This window comes from Enterococcus sp. PLH-Efm8, assembly GCF_053011625.1.
Map to the genome: position 1 here is coordinate 675,153 of NZ_CP172568.1, position 21,009 is coordinate 696,161.

The following is a 21,009-nucleotide window of genomic DNA, read 5'->3' on the forward strand; positions in this document are numbered from 1 at the left end:
TTGCGAACATTCATTTAGCAATTTTTAGAAACTTCTGCCGCCACCGCCAAAAGTCCCGCCACCGCTAGAATGGGTAGTACTTCCGCCACCGCCGCTTCCAGGAGGTGGGCTTTTGGGGATTCTTCTTGTCGTGACAAAAGAATTTGTCAGACGATCGGTTTTTTCAGTTAATTTGATACTGGATTTTTCTCGGAATGGATATTTGTAGATGCCTGATTTCAATTGATAACGCGAAACAGTCACAAAATAAAAGACAAGACTAAGGATAAGAGCCAAAACAACAGCAATGATGATTTCTACTGTCGTCAAAACCTTATAGCGTGTAATTTTGCCAGTTTCTTCGTCTACACGATAATGTCCTCCTGGAACTCCGTCTTCCACATATGTTGCTGATTTAGACAGGTAAGCTTTTGCAGCATTGTAATAGGCAGCATTTGTCATCTGATCATAAACATCATCTAAGATCGAATCGATTCTGCTATCAGTCAAATAATCGATCATATTACCAGAAGTCGAAATGTAGATTTCACGCTGTCCCATATCTAATAGCAATACTGAGCCATTTTGATCATTTCCGACTGCGTCTCTTAAGTAATTATCAGCAAAGTCTCTTGGTTCTTCTGAATTAGATGTAGTCGTTACGATCAAGACTCGTCCTTTGATTTTTTCATTCAGCTTTTCTGCCTGTTGTTCCAAAGATTGGATTTGATCTGTTGTGAATAACCCAGCCTCATCATTTACCGTAGCTGTATCTGCATGAGTAGCCACCGGCCAGCCAACACTTACTAGCAAAAGAAAGAATAAAAAAAATTTTTTCATCATATCAAGTAACCTCCGATCAGAAAGAGGATCGCTAGCCCAGCGAAAATCCCAAGAGCGGTCAGTCCCAATTTTTTCTGGCTGATCGGCAGGACACCGCTGACCTTTCCTGTTTGTCCATTCATTGCGTAGTAGTAGACTTTTTTACTTGAGTCATTGCTTCGATAAGTAACAAGCCATACCGGCAGTAATACGTAATTATTTACTTCGTTTGTGATTGAAGCAGAAGTTCGCACACCGGTCAATGTTGTATATCCATTTGCGGTATCTTTTAACAGCTTCTCTGAATAGTCTTTTAATTCAGATTGAATCTGTGATTTGATTGCCTCATATTCGATATCTCTTTTTTCTGCTTGGAACCCGGCTAAATACTGGCTTTTAAAATCAATTGCTTTATCTAACGGGAAAGGTTGCACGCCTTCGACCATCTTTTGTTGCGTATTTTTTGATAAGGCATTTTTTACTAGTTCTTTAAAAGAAAGCTTGCCTGCTCTTGAAACAGCAAATTGCTTCGTTTCTGTGTATTCGATGTCACCTATCCGCCATATGCGGATAACTGTACCATTCGCCTGCATGGCACCATCTACTTCAGCATCTGTAGCCCAATAAGGGAAATACACACCTGTCAACTTATCGATTTGATCCTTATTGAAAAAAGCTTTGGGAACAAACCATTTTTTCTTGGTCCAAGCGAGAAATCTGTTGATTGCTTCTTCTTTCTCGACAGCAAAAGGAAGTACTTTATTTGGCAAGAATTCTCCGCTTAAACGTCCCGATAGTACGACGGGATTATGGCAGTAGTAACAATAAGTCGCAGCAGTTGTCGCATCAGTCACGATCTCTGCACCACAGTTGGGACAAAGAAAAAGATCTATCGCTGCGGTATTATCTGCAGATTCGTCCGCTGTATCTGAAAAACCGCCTGCCTCGTCAACCGCTTTGCGCTCGGCTTCATTCATATCGGCAAGCTGTTCTTGGGCTGTAAAAGTAAAATCTTCGGTAGGTGAAGGTTCTTCTTTGCTTTCTTCGCCAGCCATACGCGCTTCTTTTTGCTTTTGCTCATATTGGCTGACTTCTTCTTCTGTATAGATATTCAGGCAGTATTCGCAATGAAATTTTTGGTCTTTGGGATCAAAAGTCAACGGACCGCCGCAATTAGGACATTTATGTGTAAGAACATCCATCAGCTGCACACCTTTCTAAATAAATTAATTAACGGGGATTCCTTTAAACGGTTTACCACAGTTTGGACAGAATTTAGGGATGCCGTTGGAAAGATCCACGATCTCATTGCATTCACTGCATCGCATTTGTAGCTTAGGCTGAACGTTTTCTACAGGTTTGGCAGCTCCGCAGTTGGAACAGAATTTTCCGGAATTTTCTGTCCCGCAAACTGGACATGTCCAAGTATCCGCATTTCCTTGTGCAGTTTGTTGATTTTGTTTTTCTGCTTGTTGTTTGATTTGTTCTTGGTTATTTTGAGCTGCTTGAGAAAGATAAGAACCATTTGCATTCATTCCCATACCTACACCCATAAAGCCGGTCATTGCTCCTGCTTCATTTTTTCCGGCTGCTTCCATACCACGTGCAATGGAACCTTGCACGTATCCTTCACGTACGCTAGGATCACCTAGCATCGCCCCTTCGTTACGCATATTGATCAGTTTCACAGAATCATCGGTGTAAGAAATGCTGGCTACAGCCACAGAAACAATCTCCATCCCACGTAATTCACGCCAAGAATCATCCAATGCAGTATCCATGTATTTGCTTAATTCCAAACTCTTAGATGGTACATAAGAAATCCGTTGACCATCTGCAGACATCTGATTGATTGCTGATTGTAGCGCTGTTAGGAATTCAGCTAAATACTGCTCATTGATATCATTGATTTCCACTTGTGTTTTGTTTTTAGGGATTGCGTTTGTATAAAATAAAATCGGGTCAACGACATGAATAGAATAAGTGCCATGTGCCCGTAAGAATAATTCTGCGTTATAGAAATTGTCAAAGTAGTTCAACGGCGCGCTTGTACCGAATTTGATTCCCTTTATTTCTTGGAGATTGATATAAAAAACTTGTTGTTTCTGCGGTGTGACGCCGCCAAATTTGAATCGGTCAAAAGTTTCAGCAATTGCTTCTTTCAGTGTTCCATTGAACATGGAAGGAGCTGCGTCATTTTTAATGGTGTAATAACCTTCCTCAGCGGTATAATCGATGATTTTTCCACCATCGACCAAAAGCATCATCATGTTTGGATAGACATGGACGACTGTTCCGTCTGTTAAAACATCTTCTGTTCCTTTACGATTGGAGCCACGTTTGTCATCTTTGCGGACTTTGACACCTTTTGTCATGACCGTTGTATCACTCATATTGTCTGGTTCGATGACTTCTAGCCATTGATCTGCCAGACCGCCGCCAACCATACTTGTTGCTGCTTTGATAAGACCCATAAAAAATTCCTCCTCTGATTCAGCTAGTGCCAAACAATTATTGTTTATTTATTATACCATAGGAAGATGTGAAACTTCTCGGACTAGAGACGGAATTGAAATGGAAAATTGCGTATTGTTTAAATACCTGAAAAAGCCGAGAAGGATAGTAGTTTTTTTACCTAATATCACGTATAATAAGAGATAGTGAATTTTTTAAAAAAGGGGGATCCTTATGGCATATCAAGCACTTTATCGAGTCTGGCGTTCGCAGCGTTTCGAAGACATCGTTGGACAAAAAGCTGTGACACAGACACTAAAAAATGCTATTGTTTCCCACAAAACCTCACATGCCTACTTGTTTACAGGACCCAGAGGAACCGGAAAGACGAGTGCAGCAAAGATTTTCGCAAAAGCAATCAACTGTCCGAACAGTAAAGACGGTGAGCCATGCAACGAATGCGAAATGTGTCGATCAATTACTGCTGGTACGCAAGAAGATGTGATCGAAATCGATGCTGCCAGCAATAACGGAGTCGAAGAAATCCGATTTATCCGTGATCGGGCAAATTATGCGCCTACAAAGGCAGCGTACAAAGTGTACATTATTGATGAGGTACATATGCTTTCAACAGGAGCTTTCAATGCCTTGTTGAAAACATTGGAAGAGCCAAAAGAAAGTGTCATATTCATCTTAGCAACGACCGAACCTCACAAAATACCAGCTACGATCATTTCACGGACTCAGCGATTTGATTTTAAACGGATCAATACGGCAGATATTGTCGAACATCTTGAATTTATCTTGAAAGAATCGACTATCAGCTATGAACCAGCTGCATTGAATGTGATTGCCCGTTCTGCAGAAGGCGGGATGCGGGATGCATTGAGTATTCTTGATCAGGCAATCTCGTTTAGTGAAGGAACAATTACTTTAGATGATGCCATGCAAGTGACAGGTAGCTTAACTGACGAAATGATGGACAGTTACTTGAGTGCTTGCGTGAAAAAAGAAGTACCAGAAGCATTGGAAACATTGAACCAAATTCTCGCAGCCGGCAAAGAATCACGTCGCTTTCTAGAGGATATGTTACAATACTGCCGTGACTTGCTGATGTATCAGCAAGCACCTAACCTAGTTGAGGAACAATCGAGTACGATCAGAAGTACATTTACAGAATTGGCACAAACTGTTTCAGCGGATCAGCTGTTTTCAATGATAAAGATTTTGAGCGATACTCAAAATGAAATTCGTTTTACCAATAGTGCCGCTATTTATTTGGAAGTCGCTACAGTCAAACTTGCACAGCTACCGTCTGCTTCTGTTCCTTCAGCAGATGTAGCATTTGCAGATGATCAGATAGTAAAACAGCTACAACAAGAGATTAAGGAACTAAGAAACGAAATCAAGGAACTACGCAGTAATACAGGAATTGAGAATACAAAAGTACAGCCGGTACAGCAAACAAATCATAAAAAACAGACAAGTACCTATCGTGTACCGACGGAACGAGTATATAAAGTTCTGCGGGAAGCGACAAGACAGCATCTGAACCAAGTAAAAGAAGTATGGGAAGACTTGCTGATGAGTCTATCTGTCACTCAGCGAGCAATGCTTAAAGCAAGCGAACCAGTTGCAGCTGGACCTACAGGACTAGTGATTGCGTTTGATTATGAGATTGTTTGTCAAAGAGCAGCAAATGACGAAGAATTGCAGCTTTCGGTACACAACAACTTAAGCCGAATGATCAAAGATTATGCGCCTGATCCTGTTTATATTACAAGAGAAAGCTGGCCAGAACTTCGAAGAAATTATTTGACGCAGGCACAAGAAGAGGGAACAGAAAACTCTTTTGCTTCTGAAGACTCAGAAGGAGAAATCGAGTTGCTTCCTCAAGAACAAGAAGTACCAGAAGAAACACTTGTAGTAAAAGCAGAGGAACTGTTTGGCTCCGAAGCTGTTACAGTGGTAGATGATTAATAAAAAGGAGTAGATAATTATGATGCGTGGAATGGGCAATATGCAAGGCATGATGAAACAAGTACAAAAAATGCAAAAAGAAATGGCAGAAGCACAAGAGCTGCTAAATAAAACAGAGTTTACAGGTAAAGCCACCAATGAATTGGTCAAAGCGGTTTTTACAGGCGATCGTCGCATGAAAGATATCCAAATCAATGAAGAAGTCGTTGATCCTGATGATATCGAGATGCTTCAGGATCTTGTCGTAATGGCAGTCAATGATGCGATCGCACAAATTGATGTGGAAACTGAGAAAAAATTAGGGAAATACGCAAAAGGTTTGCCAGGATTTTAGTTTTAAACTGAAGGAGTAATGAATATGCAATATCCAGAACCAATTGCGAAACTGATCGACAGCTACATGAAACTTCCAGGAATCGGTCAGAAAACAGCGACAAGACTCGCCTTTTATACGATCGATATGAAAGATGAAGTAGTAAATGAATTTGCTAAATCTTTGTTAAGTGTAAAACGCGATTTGCATTTTTGTAGTATCTGCGGAAACATCACAGAAGAAGATCCCTGCGAAATATGTAGAAATCCTTCACGTGATCGAAGCGTTATCCTAGTGGTCGAAGAGCCGAAAGATGTAATGGCAATGGAAAAAATGCGAGAATATCACGGACTTTATCATGTTCTCCATGGTGTGTTATCACCGATGGAAGGGACAGGTCCAGAAGACATCAATATTTCTTCTCTGTTGCAGCGGCTGCATGATGCAGATGTAAAAGAAGTGATTATCGCAACAAATGCAACAACAGAGGGAGAAGCAACAGCTATGTATCTCTCACGTCTGATCAAACCCGCAGGTATCAAAGTGACTCGTCTAGCACATGGTCTGTCTGTAGGCTCTGATATCGAGTATGCAGATGAAGTTACTTTATTGAAAGCTGTCGAAGGAAGACGTGAGTTATAAATTTCTAATTAAGTGTTTTTTCAGATACAATATAAAAGCAGCACAAGAGATGGGGGCAACAATGTGAACGGACTATTTATTACAATCGAGGGGCCTGATGGTGCAGGAAAAACCAGCATCTTGAATGAACTTTACCCTCTTTTGAAAGAAGTAGCAAAAACAGAAATCATTCAAACAAGAGAACCAGGAGGCATTCCGATTGCTGAAGAGATCCGAGCAGTGATCCTTGATCCAAAAAATGATCGGATGGATGAACGTACGGAAGCACTGCTTTATGCAGCAGCAAGAAGACAACATCTAGTCGAAAAGGTTCTGCCTGCTCTGGCAAAAGGGAAAATCGTTTTATGCGATAGATTTGTCGACAGTTCTCTTGCTTATCAAGGTGCAGGCCGACGCATCGGCGTTACCGAGATTGCTCGGTTGAATGAGTTTGCTACAGAAGGTACTACGCCGGATTTTACCCTTTATCTTGACGTAGATTCAGACACCGGATTAAGAAGAATCAAGAAAAACAGACAAAATCAAATCGACCGTTTAGATTCGGAAGGTTTGGAATTCCACCAGCGTGTACGTCATGCTTACTTAAAGCTGGCAGAAGAGAATCCGGAAAGAATCCACAAAGTTGATGCAAGAAAAAGCTTTGAAGAAGTGCTGCAAACAAGTTATCATACAATTATTGAACAGTATCCGCAATTTTTTGAAAACTAGGAAGGTGAACGTTTATGAAAATTATTTTAGCGATTATCCAAGACAAAGACAGCAACCGTTTATCAAATGAATTGATTGATGCAAATATCCGTGCCACAAAACTATCATCGACAGGCGGCTTCCTTAAGGCTGGAAACAGTACGTTTATCGTGGGTATTGAAGATGACCGTGTAGAAGAAGCATTGGAAATCATCAAAAAAACGTGTGAATCAAGAAAGCAATTTGTATCTACACCTGTTACACTGGATATTTCGATGGATGGGGGCGTCCCTTATCCAGTAGAAGTAGAAGTAGGCGGTGCCACAGTCTTCGTCTTACCTGTTGAAGGATTCCATCAATTTTAGGAGGAGCTGAGCTATGAATCAAGAAATAAACTTGGCTCAAATGCAACCGATCGTGTATCAGCAGCTTCAACGGAGTTTTGAGCATGGGCGTATCGCTCATGCTTATCTTTTTGAAGGGGAGAAAGGAACAGGAAAACATGAAGTAGGTATATGGCTTGCACAGCACCTGTTCTGTACCCAAATGAAAGACAATCTGCCTTGTGGAAAATGCAACAATTGTCAGCGGATCGAAAAGAAAGAACATCCAGATGTTTTGGTTATTGAACCGGAAGGACAAACCATCAAAGTCGATCAGATCAGACGTTTGCAGACGGAATTCAGTCGCAGCGGTTACGAATCAAGAAAAAAAGTTTTTTTGATCAAAGAAGCTGAAAAAATGAATAGCAGTGCGGCAAACAGTTTGTTGAAATTCTTGGAAGAGCCCCCTGGAGATTTTTTAGCGGTGTTAGAAACAGATGCAGTAGGAAGAATTCTCCCTACTATTCAATCTCGTTGTCAAGTTCTGCATTTTCAAGAACTTTCGAAAGAAGCACTGATCCATCGATTGCAAGAAGAGCAGATTCCATTGGAAAAAGCAAAACTTTTGGCTTTCTTAACAAACAGTTTAGGAAAAGCAGTTGAAATCTCTCAAGATGAATGGTTTAATGATGCTAAGGACTTGATTTATCAATGGTTCGTTTACTTGCAAAAGCAAGATACTCAAGCCTTTATCTATGTCCAAAAAAAATTGGTAAAATCATTTAAAGAAAAAACACAACAGTTTACAGGATTATCTGTCTTGATGTTTTATTATCAGGAAGCACAGCGTCAAGCAGTAGCAAACGGCGAATATGGCAAAGTGAAACAGATAAACCAGATAATTGAACGGATATTGATCGCAGAGCAGAAACTACGCAGCAATGTCAGTTTTCAGGCTGTTGCGGAACAGTTCGTTTTGCATACGATTTTTTAGCTTGCCGCAAAGGATGATGATCAAGGAGGATGGAAATGGTAGAAGTAGTAGGTGTCCGATATAGAGATGCAGGTCATATCTATTATTTTGCACCAGGAGACTCTGAATATGTTTATAGTGACAAGGTATTAGTCGAATCTCAGCAATCCTTACATATTGCTACTGTTGTCCTTCCTAAAAAAGAGATTGATCCCAATGACCTTCCTGAAGCTATCCGTCCGATCTTGCATAAAGCGTCACAAGCTGAATTAGAAAAAGACAAAAAAAACAAAAAAGATGCTTATGATGCATTGAAAATCGCAAAAGAAAAAGTGCAGTTGCGTGAGTTGGAAATGAAAATGGTCAAAGCCGAATACACATTTGATCGAAATAAATTGATTTTTTCTTTCACAGCGGACGGGCGAATTGACTTTAGAGAATTGGTAAAAGATCTGGCCGCTGTATTTCGTACTCGTATTGAGCTTCGACAAATTGGTGTCCGCGATGAAGCAAAGATAATAGGCGGAATTGGTCCATGTGGGCGTCCATTATGCTGTTCTTCTTTTTTAGGCGATTTCGTGCCTGTATCAATCAAAATGGCAAAAGATCAAAGTTTATCTTTGAATCCAACAAAAATTTCCGGTTTATGCGGACGCTTGATGTGCTGTCTGCAATATGAGAGCGAAGAATACGAGACAGCGAAAAAAGAACTCCCTGACTTTGGAAAAGTAATTGCTACACCTGATGGTAAAGGGAAAGTCGTAGGGTTGAATCTGCTTAGCCGTATCGTTAGTATTCGGCTGACTGGACGGGAAAATCCTGTCGAATATGAATGGGATGAATTGAAAGAATTTATCCAAGTAGGTGAGATGAATGGATAAGAGATCATTATACGACGGATTGAATCAATTAGAATCAGAGTTGAGAAATACATTAACAGAACTTGTTGAAATGAAGCATGCTTTGCATGAGATCGTAGAAAAAAATACAACTTTGGAGATGGAAAATCAACGTCTGCGGGAACACCTGCGGGAATTGAACCAAGTTGCACAAGCTCCAGCTGAAAATGTGAAGCAGGAACTTTCTAAGTCTCGTATGAATCTTGAAAAAATTTATGAAGAAGGATTCCATGTCTGCTACGATTTATATGGATCAAGAAGGGACAATGACGAGCCTTGTGCGTTTTGTCTAGAAGTGATCTATCGCGAAAGCGGTCGATGACCAATAACAAGAGGAGACTGGAGCGGAGAAATACTGCTCCAGTCTTTTTATTAAGGAGATTGTGACAGATGTATAATCAAAAAAGTTTCAAGGGAAATCCGGTATATGGGGATTTATATCTTGTACCGACGCCAATTGGAAATTTAGAAGATATGAGCTACAGAAGTGTTCGTATGCTGCAAGAATCCGATCTTATCGCAAGTGAGGATACGCGTAATACACAAAAGTTATTGAATCATTTTGAAATCCATACACCCCAAAAAAGTTTACATGAACATAATTATAAAGAACGTGTCCCTCAATTGATTGCTTTGTTAAAAGAAGGAAAAACGATTGCTCAAGTCAGTGACGCAGGAATGCCTTCCATCAGCGATCCTGGACATGAGCTAGTTTTAGCCTGCATAAAAGAAGGGATTTCTGTGATCTCTATCCCAGGACCTACAGCTGGGATGACGGCTTTGATTGCTTCAGGGCTAGTGCCTCAACCATTTTTATTTTATGGCTTCCTTCCACGTAAGAAAAAAGAACAGAAAGAAACATTGAAAAAGCTAAAAGAACAGACAGTTACGCTGATTTTTTATGAGTCACCTTATCGGATCACTGCTACATTGACGAATTTCTTAGAAATTTTTGGAAATCGCCAAGTCGTTTTGTGTCGGGAATTGACAAAGGTCCATGAAGAATACCTTAGAGGAAGTACGGAAGAGCTACTCGCTTATATCGAAGAACATCCAGTAAAGGGTGAATGTTGTCTGCTTGTAGAAGGGAATTTGTTCGAAATGCCAGTGACGGAAGTTGATGAAGAGTTGGGAACGTTAAAGGAACAAGTAGAAGCAAAGATCGCTTCAGGCGAAAAACCAAATGCTGCTATCAAAGCAGTAGCGCTGAAAAATGGGCTGAAAAAACAAGAAGTCTACCGTCAGTACCATGAATTAGACTGAGATAGTATAAGTTGTCTATAATGAAAGACTAATGAGGAAATCAGCTACTAACTTTTCAAATCTCTTGAACGCGAACGAATGTTCTTGTATAATGAATAAGAGGTGAGGATGATGGAGCTGCAATTTCCTTTACATAATGATACATCAAGAAAAATCATTCATATTGATATGGATGCTTTTTTCGCTTCGGTTGAAGAACGAGATCATCCTGAGTTTCGCGGACATCCATTAGTAATTGCCAGACACCCCAGTGACACTGGTGGGCGTGGAGTAGTGACTACAGCAAATTATGAAGCAAGAAAATTCGGAATTCATTCAGCAATGAGTGCACAAAAAGCGTATGAGCTTTGTCCGCAAGCCATCTTTAAGCCTGGCGACCATCATAAATACAGCGATATTTCCAAACAAGTACGGGAAGTATTCTATCGTTATACAGATATTGTGGAACCAGTTAGTATCGATGAAGCGTATCTTGATGTGACCGAAAATAAAATCAATTGCAAGTCAGCCATCAAAATCGCCCGAATGATCCAAGCAGATATTTGGGAGAGTGTCCAGCTAACATGTTCTGCGGGAGTAAGTTACAATAAGTTTTTGGCCAAATTAGCATCAGACTATCAAAAACCTAGAGGAATCACGGTAGTTGCCCCTCAAGACGCTGTGCCATTTTTAAAAGCTTTGCCAATTGAAAAATTTCATGGGGTAGGGAAGAAAACTGTACCTAGAATGCATGAGCTAGGGATTTATACAGGAAAAGACCTATATGAATGCACAGAAATGATGTTGATTCGAAATTTTGGAAAAATGGGCTATTCTCTTTATCGTAAAGTCAGAGGAATCCATGATTCTCCAGTAAACGTTACAAGAGAGCGAAAATCTGTGGGAAAAGAGCATACTTATGGGCAGCCGTTGCAAACGGAAGAAGCAGTGCTGACTCAGTTGCGCCAACTAGCTGAAAAAGTAGAAGAAGCACTGAGAAGAGTCCAAAAACATGGGAAAACAGTAGTTTTGAAGGTCAGGTACACGGACTATTCTACTGTGACCAAAAGAGTGACATTGCCAGAATATATCTATAAAAAAGAAGCACTCTTTTATCAAGCAAGCCTTATATGGGAGGAAATCTTGGGAGTAGAAAAAGGAATCCGATTGTTAGGGATTACTTTGACGAATCTGGACCCGATGACTTATGAAAACATCGTCCTTCCATTATGGGAAAATCAAGAAATATAAAAACAGCTTTGAGAGTTGAAACCGGAAATCCGTTTTCTCTCCCAAAGCTGTTTTTATATCAAGTCTTGCTTTTTGATTTGTTCATAGGTTTCTGTTGCATCCGTACATTTTTCCCAAATCACAACTTGATTGGATTCTAAAGATTTTTGGACGTCAATGATCCGCTGGTTGCTACTTCCGCGAAATTGTAGTTTTAGGTCACGTTTGCTTAATTCAAAGCGTCCGTCAACAAGGATATCGATTTGCGAAAGGAGTTCTAATTTATCTTCTGAATCTTGTAGCAATTCATCAAAGGTATAGCCTGTCCATGACCAGATATCTTTTGTCGTACCGAACTCTTTTCGGATACGTCGTACGACTTGCAGACAAACATCTGTATTCAAAAAAGGTTCGCCACCAAGTAAAGTTAATCCTTGCACGTAATCGTTGCGCAAGTCAGCGATGATTTGTTCTTCTAATTCAGGTGTGAATGGTTTGCCATATCGGAAATTTTGTGCAGCTTTGTTGAAGCAGCCTTCGCAGGCAAATAAGCAGCCACTAACGTAAAGACTGTTGCGGACACCTTCACCATCGACAAAATTAAACGGTTTGTAGTCAGCAATATAGTTTTGGCTGTAGTCTTTTGCTAACCATTCTTTTGGTTTTGGATTTCTCATAAAAAAACTTCTTTCATTTAAGGTTCAAAGATATAGCTATTGAAGATAAAATCTACTCGACCACATAAATAAGAACAAACTGACCTAAATCCATTGTTCAAGAAAGCTTGTTCTTATTTTGATAGAGGGCGTTCAAAGATACAAAGCCATCGAAAGAGGGTGGTGAAAAAAGACTTGTCATAGCCTCTTATTCTGAATAAACGGTGTTCAAAAGCTTGCATCTGCAGTAATAAGCCCAACTAAACGAAAAATATGAGGAACTATTTTTGTTTAGCTATTCTTATTACTTGATGCAGGACAGCTTTTTCACAACCTCATTTCATGTGTTTCACACGTGAGGAAATTTCTTTATGGCGGCCATGTACCATCGGACGAGCTTGCGGATTTCCTAAATAGCCACAAGTACGTTTGACTACATCACATGTTTTTGGATCATGATTTCCACATTCTGGACATTCGAACCCTCGTTCTGTCGGTTTGAAATCACCTTCGAAACCACATTGATAGCAATGATCGATTGGCGTATTCGTACCAAGATACCCGATTTTGTCATATGCAAAATCCCATACAGCTTCTAAAGCTTTCGGATTTTGTTGGAGCATAGGGTATTCACAGTAGTGGATGAATCCACCTGAACAATATTTTGGATAATCCTTCTCAAATTCCAATTTTTCAAATGGCGTTGGGTTTTTACGCACATCATAGTGGAAACTGTTTGTATAATATTCTTTATCTGTGATATTTTCGATGATGCCGAATTTTTCTGTATCCAAACGGCAGAAACGGTCAGTTAGACTTTCACTTGGAGTTGAATAGACACTGAAATGATAACCATATTCATCCCCCCATGCATCTGCATTAGCTTTTAATTCTTTGACGATATCAAGTGTGAAAGCTTTTGCTTCTGGGTTTGTTTCCCATTCGCCACCGAAGAAAGCTGAAGCAACTTCATACAATCCAATGTAGCCTAACGATACAGTAGCTCGACGGTTTTTGAATAATTCATTGACAGAATCGGTACGTGAAAGACGTTTCCCGAAAGCACCATACATATATAAAATTGGCGCATTTGCTGGAATGGCTTCTTTACAACGTTCTACACGATAGAGAAGCGCATCTTTCATGATTTCTAAGCGGTCAGACAGTAACTGCCAGAATTTATTCTGATCTCCTTTTGATTCGATCGCGATTCTTGGCAAATTCAATGTAACAACACCTAAATTCATTCGTCCGACATTTACTTCTTGACCATTTTCGTCTTTCCACCCTTGCAAGAATGAACGACAGCCCATAGGTACTTTGAAACTTCCAGTTAATTCAACGATTTTATCGTAATTCAGAATATCAGGATACATTCTTTTCGTTGCACATTCCAATGCTAGTTGTTTGATGTCGTAATTAGGATCTTCAGGGTTTAAGTTCACACCTTTTTTCAAAGTGAAGATCAGTTTAGGGAAGATAGCTGTCCGCTTTTCACTCCCTAATCCATTGATTCGAATCTGTAAAATTGCTTTTTGAATTTCTCTTTCAAACCAGTTTTCTCCTAGTCCAAATCCTAATGAAGTGAAAGGAGTTTGTCCATTTGAAGTAAATAAGGTATTGATTTCATATTCCAAACTTTGCATAGCATCGAAGATATCTTTTTTGGTTTTTGCTTTTGCATATTCTTTTTGGCGTTCTGGCGAATCGATCCATTCTTCCGCGTCTTTTAGATGTTTTTTATAGTTCAATTCTGCAAAAGGAGCAAGCAATTCATCTGTTCGGTCGGCAGAACAGCCACCATATTGACTTGACGCTACATTGGCAATAATCTGTGAGATTTGTGCTGTGGCGGTCTGGATAGATTTTGGCGATTCGACTTCGGCATTGCCGATTTTGAACCCATTGTTCAGCATGCCTTTGAAATCAATCAAGCAGCAATTCGTCATCGGTGTATAAGGATGATAATCCAAATCATGGTAATGGATATCGCCTTTTTGATGCGCATTTGCTATATGTGGTGGCAACATTTTCAGTCCGATTGATTTTCCAACGATCCCGGCTGTCAGATCTCGCTGTGTATTGAAAACATTACTGTCTTTATTTGCGTTTTCGTTCACGACAGTTTGGTCCTTGTTGATTAGCTTTTCAATCGAAAAGTTGATATCTGTTGCTTTACTGCGAGCAAAATCTCGTTTGGTACGATAATTGATGTACTCTTCTGCTAATTCATATTCGTTTTTTTCTAGTAATATATGTTCCACGATGTTTTGAATCTCATAGATTTTGACATTTTCAGCAAACCGGCTTTTGATTTCTTGGACAACCAAGTCTGCAATCATTTGAATTTTTTCATAAGTAAGTGGTGATAATGAGCCGTGAATTTTCTTTTCTGCTTTGATCAGTGCTTCATTGATCTTTTGTTCATCGAAATCAACATGGCGGCCATCGCGTTTGATGACTTTCATCTGGGATGTCTCTGGCTGCTGAGTAACGACAGTTTTTTCTTCATAATTTACTTTCATTATCTTCAACTCCTGCTAAATTGTTCTTGTCTATCATAAAACAAAATCGGGGAAGGAGCAACTAAATATCGGCTATATATAGTATTCAATGTGCTGTATAATTGGATTTCTATACTATATGTAGTGTATATTTTATTGTGAAAAAAGGTGAAAACTTGTAGCTGGTGGATTTGTTTTTTGCATATTTAATTTTGCTGAATAAAATAATTGAATAAAATTTTTTATTCAGTCCAAGTAAAAGTGACAAAAACATAAGAGCAAATTATTCGTAGATATGCTACTATGCAAATAAATAGAAATGAAAAATGAAAGAGGAGGAGAAGAATTGGAAAAGATGATCGAAGTGAAACATCTAAGTAAAAGCTACGGCAGCAAACTTTCTCCCGTCAAAGCCTTAGATAATATCTCATTCACAGTAGAAGAAGGCGAGTTTGTTGGGATTATGGGCCCAAGTGGTGCAGGAAAGACAACGCTGATGAATATCTTGTCCACGATCAATTTGCCTACGATGGGCAGTGTCTCGATCCAAGGAAAAGAAATCACAAAAATGAAAAACAGTGAGCTCAGTGACTTTCGTCGAAAAAAACTAGGATTCATTTTTCAAGAGTTCAATTTGATCGATACCCTAAATGCAAAAGACAATATCCTATTGCCCCTAGCAGTTGAACGGATGACTAAAGAGGAAATGGAAAAGAGAGTAAGACATGTAGCTCAATTGTTGAATATAGAAGAACTGCTCAAACGGTATCCCGATGAACTTTCTGTCGGACAGAGACAACGAATTGCAGCTGCTAGAGCACTTGTTGTTCAGCCACAAGTGATTTTTGCAGATGAACCAACTGGCTCTTTGGACTCGAAGTCGGCTACAGAATTGTTGAACTACTTGAAGACCATGAATCAAAAAGAAAAAGCAACGATACTGTTAGTCACCCATGATCCATATACAGCAAGCTACTGCGATAGAATTTTATTTATTAAAGATGGTGTGATTTTTTCTGAAGTTGTCAGAAGAGGGACAAGAAGAGAGTTCTTTGAGAAAGTAATAGACATGCAGGCGACGATTGGCGGAGGAGGAAAAATGAATGCTGTATAAACTAGCCGTTAAAAGTTTTTTTCGGCAGTCACGAGGCTATCTTGTTTATTTTTTCAGTTTGACTTTATCCGTAATGATCTATTATTCCTTCAGCGCAATGACCTACGATCAATCTTTAGTCAGAAGAGCAAGTCAAGATACTTCGATAGATGGTGGATTGAGTTTTGGTGGATTTATCATTACTGTTGTTTTGCTTTTTTTCGTATTCAGTGCCAACCGATTTTTCTTGAATAGAAGGCAAAAGGAAATAGGCATCTATCAGCTTTTTGGTATGAATAAACTGCAGATATCAGGTATATATGTGTTAGAAATCATGATAATTGGATTGTTCGCCTGTATTTCTGGGATATTACTCGGTATTATTTTTTCCAAACTCTTTTCAATGATTTTGGTTCGAATGATGGATATGGATCTTACTAGTCCATTTTTTATCTCCATTCCATCAGTAGTAGATACTTTATTTGCTTTTTTCATCATCCTTTTAGCAGTATCTGTATATTCAATATGGAAAATATGGCGCTATCCAATGATTCGAAGTTTTGGAGAAAAAGAACAAGCAGATAGTTCAACAATGCGCTTCAGGACAAGGCACCGATTACTCGCAGTCATCGGGTTACTACTTTTAACGAGCGGATATTTTGGAGCTAGTCATTTTAGGGAAATCACTTCATGGATGATCAGTTATCATTATCTTGATACATTAGTTTTCTTTTTTCCTTTTTTAATTTTTTTCGTTTGTGTGGTCGGTACTTATTTGTTTTTCTGTTATACATTTCGGTTATTTTTGATCATATTGAGTAAATGGAAGATTTATTACTATGGTATCAATTTTTTGATAATGGGTAACACGCAAGTTCATTTGCTCAAAAGTTGGCGTACAAATTCTCTGATTACAGTCATTCTCGGAATTTCTTTAATGACAATTGGCGGCACGGCTAGTATCTCTACTATTTTATCCTACCAGGAGAAAGTTTCCTCCCCGATGGACTATCAGTTTGATGTTGAGACAGAGAAAAAAATCAAGCCGATTCTAGCAGAGGAAGGGCAGAAGATAACTAAAGAAATCACCTTGCATTATAAAGTCATTGGGAGTATCTATAGTCAAAATCTCGAAGAACCTATGTTTCAAACTGCTAATCTGATCACGGAAACACAATATCAAGCCTTCAGAAAAGTTAATCCAGATTTGCCGAACATTTCTTTGAAATCACCTGGTCATACTGTTTTGCTTGATCAAATGCAAACTCTTTTTCGGAATATTTCATTATATGGATCTAGTATTGGACTGCCAGATAATCAAGAATTGAAGATTCAACAAATGCTTCCAAGTGTATTAGGTGACGAAACAATGGTATATCTAAGTCCTGTACTGATTGTAGATGATACCGTTTTTGAAAAAGCAAAAGGTGTGGATTATCAAGTAGTCAATGTAGATGTATCAGGTGGAAATAATGAAAAAATAGATGAACGACTGAGCAATGACCTGTCGATAAAGTGGCTCAATGCTGTTTATTATTCTTATGATATCGTAAATGGAAGTCTACAAGGAGAAATTAGCACAAAGAAACTTCCGGATGACCAAATGAAGGAAGCACAATTTAGCCAAGAAAGCTCTCGTTTGAATTTCTCTTCCAGCTATTCGAAATTGCGTGCAGTTAATCGGCGAATCGGTATCAATATTTTTGTCACACTATTTGTCGGGATGATCGTGATTATTGCTACTGGTAGTATTTTGACAGTCCGGCAATTAGCAGAAGCAGAGGAAGAAAAAGAAAATTATCACCTATTGACTAAGCTGGGGATTCCACAAAGAAGGATCAGACGGATGATCTTCGAGCAAAACGCACTTACCTTCTTTCCACCCATGATATTAGGGATCACTCACGCAGTATTTGCAATCAATGTCTTCACTCAGTATATAAAAACTGCCGATTACTGGTTGGCTTATCTTGTGAGTGGCTTATTGATCCTTATCTATCTTTTGCTTTATGTCATTACGAGTCAGTTATATTGTCGGATTATCGAGGAATGATATACGGAATAAGACAAGATAATAAATAGAACTAAATTTTGAATACCATTTATTTGGAATAAGAGGTTGTGACACGATTTTTGTCACAACCTCTTTATTTTTTATATTTTTTAAAAGTACGAGAAATTATAAAGAAAAAAGCAGTGATTTGATGTGCTATTTTTATAAAAGCTATGTGACAAAACTGTTAGTAAAAAAACGGTTTCTGTAAGCTAGACACATGTTTCTTTTTGTCAAAATTAGTTACACTTTGTGTGAGGTTATATGAGGAGGGAATCCAATGAACAAATGGCGTTCTAATCCAAAATTGAATTATTGGGGAAAATTCATCATTCGAACAATTTTTTATAGTGCAGTACTGCTGTTCCTGATTTATCTGTATCACTATAAAAATATTCAAGGAGGAACTTTTATCTATAACGAATTTTAGGAGGAAGAGTATGGAAATCAAAACGATTATTGAAGCAATCGATGATTGGGGAATAAATGAACCTGATCGAGTTGCTTATCAGGCGGATGAGACGCATACTTTTGGTGAATTGAAACAAGCATCAGACGCACTTGCTTATTATTTAGAAAAAAAGGTAGAAGGCGATGGACCAATTGTCGTTTTTGGCAATTTGGAGTTTGAAATGATTGTCTCATTTCTAGGGGTTGTCAAATCTGGCCATGCCTATTTGCCGATTGAAGAGCATACACCCAAGGAGCGTATCCTATCGATCTTTCGGGTGGCTAAACCATCTATGGTCATCAGTATCGGGGACTGGATAGAAGATATTCCTTCGGTTCCTGTCATAACAAAAAAAGAATTTCAAGAAATCAAGAAGATACCAGTAGGATTTTATCCCAGAAATAGCGTAAAAGGTACAGAAAATTTTTATATTATTTTTACTTCTGGTACTACTGGAGAACCAAAAGGCGTACAAATCAGTCATGATAATCTAGTCAGCTTTGTTCAATGGACGATGGAAGACTTTGGGATCAAGCCTGGTATGCATTTCTTAGCCCAAGCGCCATTTTCTTTTGATTTATCGGTATTTTCTATTTATCCTGCATTAGTTTCTGGCGGAATGCTGAAGCCGTTAAATAAAGCAGTTGTTCAAGACTTTCGTCAATTATTCGCGACATTGCCAGCCTTGAAGTTGAATGTGTGGGTTTCTACTCCATCATTTATGGATATTTGCTTGATGGAACCTACATTCAATGGAGAAAATGTGCCGGAATTGGACATGTTTTTATTTTGCGGAGAAGAATTGACGAAAAAAACTGCAGAAAGTCTACTTGATCGATTCCCAAATGCACGGATATATAATACTTACGGTCCAACAGAAGCAACTGTAGCTATTTCAAGTATTCAGATTGACCAGCATGTACTAGATAGTTATGACCGACTACCGATTGGCTACGTAAAAAAAGACACGAAAGTTTCTATTGTCCAAGAAGGTAAACCTGTTTCAAAAGGAGAAACGGGTGAAATCATTATTGCAGGACCAAGCGTATCAAAAGGTTACCTGAACAATCCCGAAAAGACAGCTGCTGCGTTCTTTTGTCAAAATGACTTAGCAAGTTACCATACAGGGGATGCAGGTAGACTAGATGAATATGGGCTTTTATTTTATGAAGGACGTATGGATCAGCAGGTCAAATTACATGGATACCGGATTGAACTCGGGGATATCGAACATTATCTGCTCCAAGACAACCGAATCAAACAAGCTGTCGTCGTACCAAAATACCAAGGAACAAAAGTACAGCAGCTGGTTGCTTTTGTCGTATTAGAAAACAAAACGAAACAGCCGGATTTTCAGTTGACTAAATCTATCAAAGAACAATTACTAGAAGTTGTAATGGATTATATGATTCCTCAGAAGTTCCATTATGTCGATCTGCTGCCTCAGACAGTTAATGGAAAAATCGATCGAAAAAAATTAACAGCTGAGGTGAATCCTGAATGATGTTACCTCATATGATCCCTTATGCAGAGCCGTTTTATTTTTTTCTTTTAGCCATTGCGCTTGTACCGATCGTTCTATCTTTATTGATATGGGAAAAAAGATTACCAGTTTATCAATCAGCAGTGACACTTTTCTTTTTATTTGTCAGCTTTGGAGGTAATTATTGGCAACAGGGAGCGGCGCTGATTGGGTATGTTTTGTGGCAGACGATACTTGTATGGGGCTATTTTGTTTATCGGCAAAGGAAAAATCAGACAGGATGGTTTTTTGCCGCCGTTATTTTAGCGATAATTCCACTGTTTTTAACGAAAGTGACTCCTTTTTTTGAACATGGAAAAGCATCGTTACTTGGTTTTTTAGGAATCTCTTATTTAACCTTTAAATCTGTACAAATGATCATGGAAATAAGAGATGGCATGATCAAAACATATAAGCCATTTCGTTATATCCAGTTTCTGCTGTTCTTTCCAACAATCTCTTCTGGACCAATCGATCGCTATAGGAGATTTGAAAAAGATCAGCTCCATCCGCCTGTTCGTGATAAATATGTTGATCTTTTGGGAAAAGGCGTCCAAAATATTTTTGTCGGTTTTTTATATAAATTCATTATCGGTTATTATTTTGGTCAAGTACTGCTTCCTGTAGTGGGACGCATTGCCTTACAGCATGGTGGTATTTCATGGGCATTAGTAGGTTATATGTACGTGTACAGTATGTATTTGTTTTTTGATTTTGCTGGCTATAGCTTATTTGCAGTCGGTACAAGCTACATGATGGGATATCAGACACCAATCAATTTCAATAAACCTTTTTTATCATGGAATATCAAAGAATTCTGGAATCGTTGGCATATGACGCTGTCCTTTTGGTTCCGTGATTATGTATATATGCGATTGATGTTCTTCATGATGAAGAAAAAATTTTTTAAAAGCAAGATCGTAATGTCAAATATCGGTTATTTTGCTTTGTTTCTTCTAATGGGTATATGGCATGGATTGACGTGGTACTACATCGTATATGGACTGTATCATGCTTGTCTGATCTGTCTGACAGATGCATGGATCCGATTTAAGAAGAAGCATAAAGAGCAGTTGCCTTCTAACAAATTTACGCATGGCTTAGCCGTATTTTTGACATTTCAAGCAGTATGTTTTAGCTTCCTGATTTTTTCAGGATTTTTAGATAAACTTTTTTTTAGCTAACG

Annotated in this window: 20 protein-coding genes; 15 read left to right on the top strand and 5 right to left on the bottom strand. The window is 38.8% G+C overall.

Annotation, left to right across the window (positions count from 1 at the left end):
• Window positions 1-24 precede the first annotated feature (24 nt).
• From ACIFUW_RS03215 to ACIFUW_RS03225, 3 genes are read right to left on the bottom strand one after another with little or no spacing between them, the layout of a single operon-like run.
• Window positions 25-822, bottom strand: coding sequence for a TPM domain-containing protein (locus tag ACIFUW_RS03215; protein WP_002289232.1), 798 nt, complete (start codon window positions 820-822; stop codon window positions 25-27).
• On the bottom strand, window positions 819-2,003 hold the full coding sequence (locus ACIFUW_RS03220) for a hypothetical protein (protein WP_002289233.1): 1,185 nt from the start codon (window positions 2,001-2,003) through the stop codon (window positions 819-821). Before ACIFUW_RS03220 ends, ACIFUW_RS03215 begins: the two co-directional genes overlap by 4 nt.
• Before the next feature lie 24 nt (window positions 2,004-2,027).
• Complete coding sequence (locus ACIFUW_RS03225) at window positions 2,028-3,275, bottom strand: SPFH domain-containing protein (RefSeq protein ID WP_002289234.1); 1,248 nt, start codon at window positions 3,273-3,275, stop codon at window positions 2,028-2,030.
• A gap of 214 nt (window positions 3,276-3,489) precedes the next feature.
• On the opposite strand from ACIFUW_RS03225, the gene dnaX reads away from it, so the two are divergent.
• The 10 genes from dnaX to dinB all read left to right on the top strand — a co-directional run bounded on the left by dnaX (window position 3,490) and on the right by dinB (window position 11,565).
• Window positions 3,490-5,235 (top strand): DNA polymerase III subunit gamma/tau, encoded by a 1,746-nt coding sequence (gene dnaX / locus ACIFUW_RS03230; RefSeq protein WP_002294042.1) that lies wholly within the window; start codon window positions 3,490-3,492, stop codon window positions 5,233-5,235.
• Between the two features lie 19 nt (window positions 5,236-5,254).
• Entirely contained in the window at window positions 5,255-5,569 is a 315-nt protein-coding gene (locus ACIFUW_RS03235; RefSeq protein ID WP_002292337.1) for a YbaB/EbfC family nucleoid-associated protein, read from the top strand.
• Between the two features lie 24 nt (window positions 5,570-5,593).
• Entirely contained in the window at window positions 5,594-6,190 is a 597-nt protein-coding gene (gene recR / locus ACIFUW_RS03240) for a recombination mediator RecR (protein ID WP_002296223.1), read from the top strand.
• A gap of 63 nt (window positions 6,191-6,253) precedes the next feature.
• Window positions 6,254-6,898, top strand: a complete 645-nt coding sequence (tmk, locus tag ACIFUW_RS03245; RefSeq protein ID WP_002294039.1) for a dTMP kinase — start codon at window positions 6,254-6,256, stop codon at window positions 6,896-6,898.
• A 14-nt stretch (window positions 6,899-6,912) separates the two neighbouring features.
• Window positions 6,913-7,242: a cyclic-di-AMP receptor gene (locus ACIFUW_RS03250; protein WP_002292340.1), complete on the top strand. Its 330-nt coding sequence runs from the start codon at window positions 6,913-6,915 to the stop codon at window positions 7,240-7,242.
• A gap of 13 nt (window positions 7,243-7,255) precedes the next feature.
• Window positions 7,256-8,194 carry a DNA polymerase III subunit delta' gene (gene holB / locus ACIFUW_RS03255; RefSeq protein ID WP_002288071.1) on the top strand — a complete coding sequence of 313 codons (939 nt, stop codon included), beginning with the start codon at window positions 7,256-7,258 and terminating at the stop codon, window positions 8,192-8,194.
• 35 nt (window positions 8,195-8,229) lie between these two features.
• Window positions 8,230-9,054, top strand: coding sequence for a PSP1 domain-containing protein (locus ACIFUW_RS03260; protein WP_002288073.1), 825 nt, complete (start codon window positions 8,230-8,232; stop codon window positions 9,052-9,054).
• The gene (locus ACIFUW_RS03265) at window positions 9,047-9,394 is read left to right on the top strand and encodes a DNA replication initiation control protein YabA (RefSeq protein ID WP_002288076.1); all 348 of its coding nucleotides are present in this window, start codon (window positions 9,047-9,049) and stop codon (window positions 9,392-9,394) included. Before ACIFUW_RS03260 ends, ACIFUW_RS03265 begins: the two co-directional genes overlap by 8 nt.
• 68 nt (window positions 9,395-9,462) lie before the next feature.
• Window positions 9,463-10,335, top strand: a complete 873-nt coding sequence (rsmI, locus tag ACIFUW_RS03270) for a 16S rRNA (cytidine(1402)-2'-O)-methyltransferase (RefSeq protein ID WP_002288078.1) — start codon at window positions 9,463-9,465, stop codon at window positions 10,333-10,335.
• Window positions 10,336-10,443: 108 nt separating this feature from the next.
• On the top strand, window positions 10,444-11,565 hold the full coding sequence (gene dinB, locus ACIFUW_RS03275; protein ID WP_002294035.1) for a DNA polymerase IV: 1,122 nt from the start codon (window positions 10,444-10,446) through the stop codon (window positions 11,563-11,565).
• A gap of 53 nt (window positions 11,566-11,618) precedes the next feature.
• On the opposite strand, the gene nrdG is transcribed toward dinB, so the two are convergent.
• Window positions 11,619-12,221, bottom strand: coding sequence for an anaerobic ribonucleoside-triphosphate reductase activating protein (gene nrdG, locus ACIFUW_RS03280; protein ID WP_002288081.1), 603 nt, complete (start codon window positions 12,219-12,221; stop codon window positions 11,619-11,621).
• Between the two features lie 314 nt (window positions 12,222-12,535).
• Complete coding sequence (nrdD, locus tag ACIFUW_RS03285) at window positions 12,536-14,725, bottom strand: anaerobic ribonucleoside-triphosphate reductase (protein ID WP_002288083.1); 2,190 nt, start codon at window positions 14,723-14,725, stop codon at window positions 12,536-12,538.
• A gap of 325 nt (window positions 14,726-15,050) precedes the next feature.
• On the opposite strand from nrdD, the gene ACIFUW_RS03290 reads away from it, so the two are divergent.
• The 5 genes from ACIFUW_RS03290 to dltB all read left to right on the top strand — a co-directional run bounded on the left by ACIFUW_RS03290 (window position 15,051) and on the right by dltB (window position 21,007).
• A complete protein-coding gene (locus tag ACIFUW_RS03290; protein ID WP_002304285.1) occupies window positions 15,051-15,818 on the top strand; it encodes an ABC transporter ATP-binding protein in 768 nt (255 codons plus the stop codon).
• Window positions 15,808-17,850, top strand: a complete 2,043-nt coding sequence (locus ACIFUW_RS03295) for an ABC transporter permease (RefSeq protein ID WP_002288087.1) — start codon at window positions 15,808-15,810, stop codon at window positions 17,848-17,850. Before ACIFUW_RS03290 ends, ACIFUW_RS03295 begins: the two co-directional genes overlap by 11 nt.
• Window positions 17,851-18,130: 280 nt before the next feature.
• Window positions 18,131-18,280, top strand: a complete 150-nt coding sequence (locus tag ACIFUW_RS03300) for a teichoic acid D-Ala incorporation-associated protein DltX (protein ID WP_002288113.1) — start codon at window positions 18,131-18,133, stop codon at window positions 18,278-18,280.
• 10 nt (window positions 18,281-18,290) lie between these two features.
• A complete protein-coding gene (gene dltA / locus ACIFUW_RS03305; protein ID WP_002288089.1) occupies window positions 18,291-19,805 on the top strand; it encodes a D-alanine--poly(phosphoribitol) ligase subunit DltA in 1,515 nt (504 codons plus the stop codon).
• On the top strand, window positions 19,802-21,007 hold the full coding sequence (gene dltB / locus ACIFUW_RS03310; RefSeq protein ID WP_002288090.1) for a D-alanyl-lipoteichoic acid biosynthesis protein DltB: 1,206 nt from the start codon (window positions 19,802-19,804) through the stop codon (window positions 21,005-21,007). The genes dltA and dltB overlap by 4 nt, the downstream gene beginning before the upstream one ends.
• Window positions 21,008-21,009: the final 2 nt, after the last annotated feature.

Bases quoted from the DNA above. Each gene is read 5' to 3' on its own strand.
- nrdD (WP_002288083.1), bottom strand. From the start codon at position 14,725: ATGAAAGTAAATTATGAAGAAAAAACTGTCGTTACTCAGCAGCCAGAG.
- recR (WP_002296223.1), top strand. From the start codon at position 5,594: ATGCAATATCCAGAACCAATTGCGAAACTGATCGACAGCTACATGAAA.
- dnaX (WP_002294042.1), top strand. From the start codon at position 3,490: ATGGCATATCAAGCACTTTATCGAGTCTGGCGTTCGCAGCGTTTCGAA.
- rsmI (WP_002288078.1), top strand. From the start codon at position 9,463: ATGTATAATCAAAAAAGTTTCAAGGGAAATCCGGTATATGGGGATTTA.
- ACIFUW_RS03300 (WP_002288113.1), top strand. From the start codon at position 18,131: ATGAACAAATGGCGTTCTAATCCAAAATTGAATTATTGGGGAAAATTC.
- ACIFUW_RS03220 (WP_002289233.1), bottom strand. From the start codon at position 2,003: ATGGATGTTCTTACACATAAATGTCCTAATTGCGGCGGTCCGTTGACT.
- ACIFUW_RS03250 (WP_002292340.1), top strand. From the start codon at position 6,913: ATGAAAATTATTTTAGCGATTATCCAAGACAAAGACAGCAACCGTTTA.
- holB (WP_002288071.1), top strand. From the start codon at position 7,256: ATGAATCAAGAAATAAACTTGGCTCAAATGCAACCGATCGTGTATCAG.
- ACIFUW_RS03265 (WP_002288076.1), top strand. From the start codon at position 9,047: ATGGATAAGAGATCATTATACGACGGATTGAATCAATTAGAATCAGAG.
- ACIFUW_RS03225 (WP_002289234.1), bottom strand. From the start codon at position 3,275: ATGGGTCTTATCAAAGCAGCAACAAGTATGGTTGGCGGCGGTCTGGCA.
- ACIFUW_RS03260 (WP_002288073.1), top strand. From the start codon at position 8,230: ATGGTAGAAGTAGTAGGTGTCCGATATAGAGATGCAGGTCATATCTAT.
- ACIFUW_RS03295 (WP_002288087.1), top strand. From the start codon at position 15,808: ATGCTGTATAAACTAGCCGTTAAAAGTTTTTTTCGGCAGTCACGAGGC.
- ACIFUW_RS03215 (WP_002289232.1), bottom strand. From the start codon at position 822: ATGATGAAAAAATTTTTTTTATTCTTTCTTTTGCTAGTAAGTGTTGGC.
- nrdG (WP_002288081.1), bottom strand. From the start codon at position 12,221: ATGAGAAATCCAAAACCAAAAGAATGGTTAGCAAAAGACTACAGCCAA.
- dinB (WP_002294035.1), top strand. From the start codon at position 10,444: ATGATGGAGCTGCAATTTCCTTTACATAATGATACATCAAGAAAAATC.
- dltA (WP_002288089.1), top strand. From the start codon at position 18,291: ATGGAAATCAAAACGATTATTGAAGCAATCGATGATTGGGGAATAAAT.
- dltB (WP_002288090.1), top strand. From the start codon at position 19,802: ATGATGTTACCTCATATGATCCCTTATGCAGAGCCGTTTTATTTTTTT.
- ACIFUW_RS03235 (WP_002292337.1), top strand. From the start codon at position 5,255: ATGATGCGTGGAATGGGCAATATGCAAGGCATGATGAAACAAGTACAA.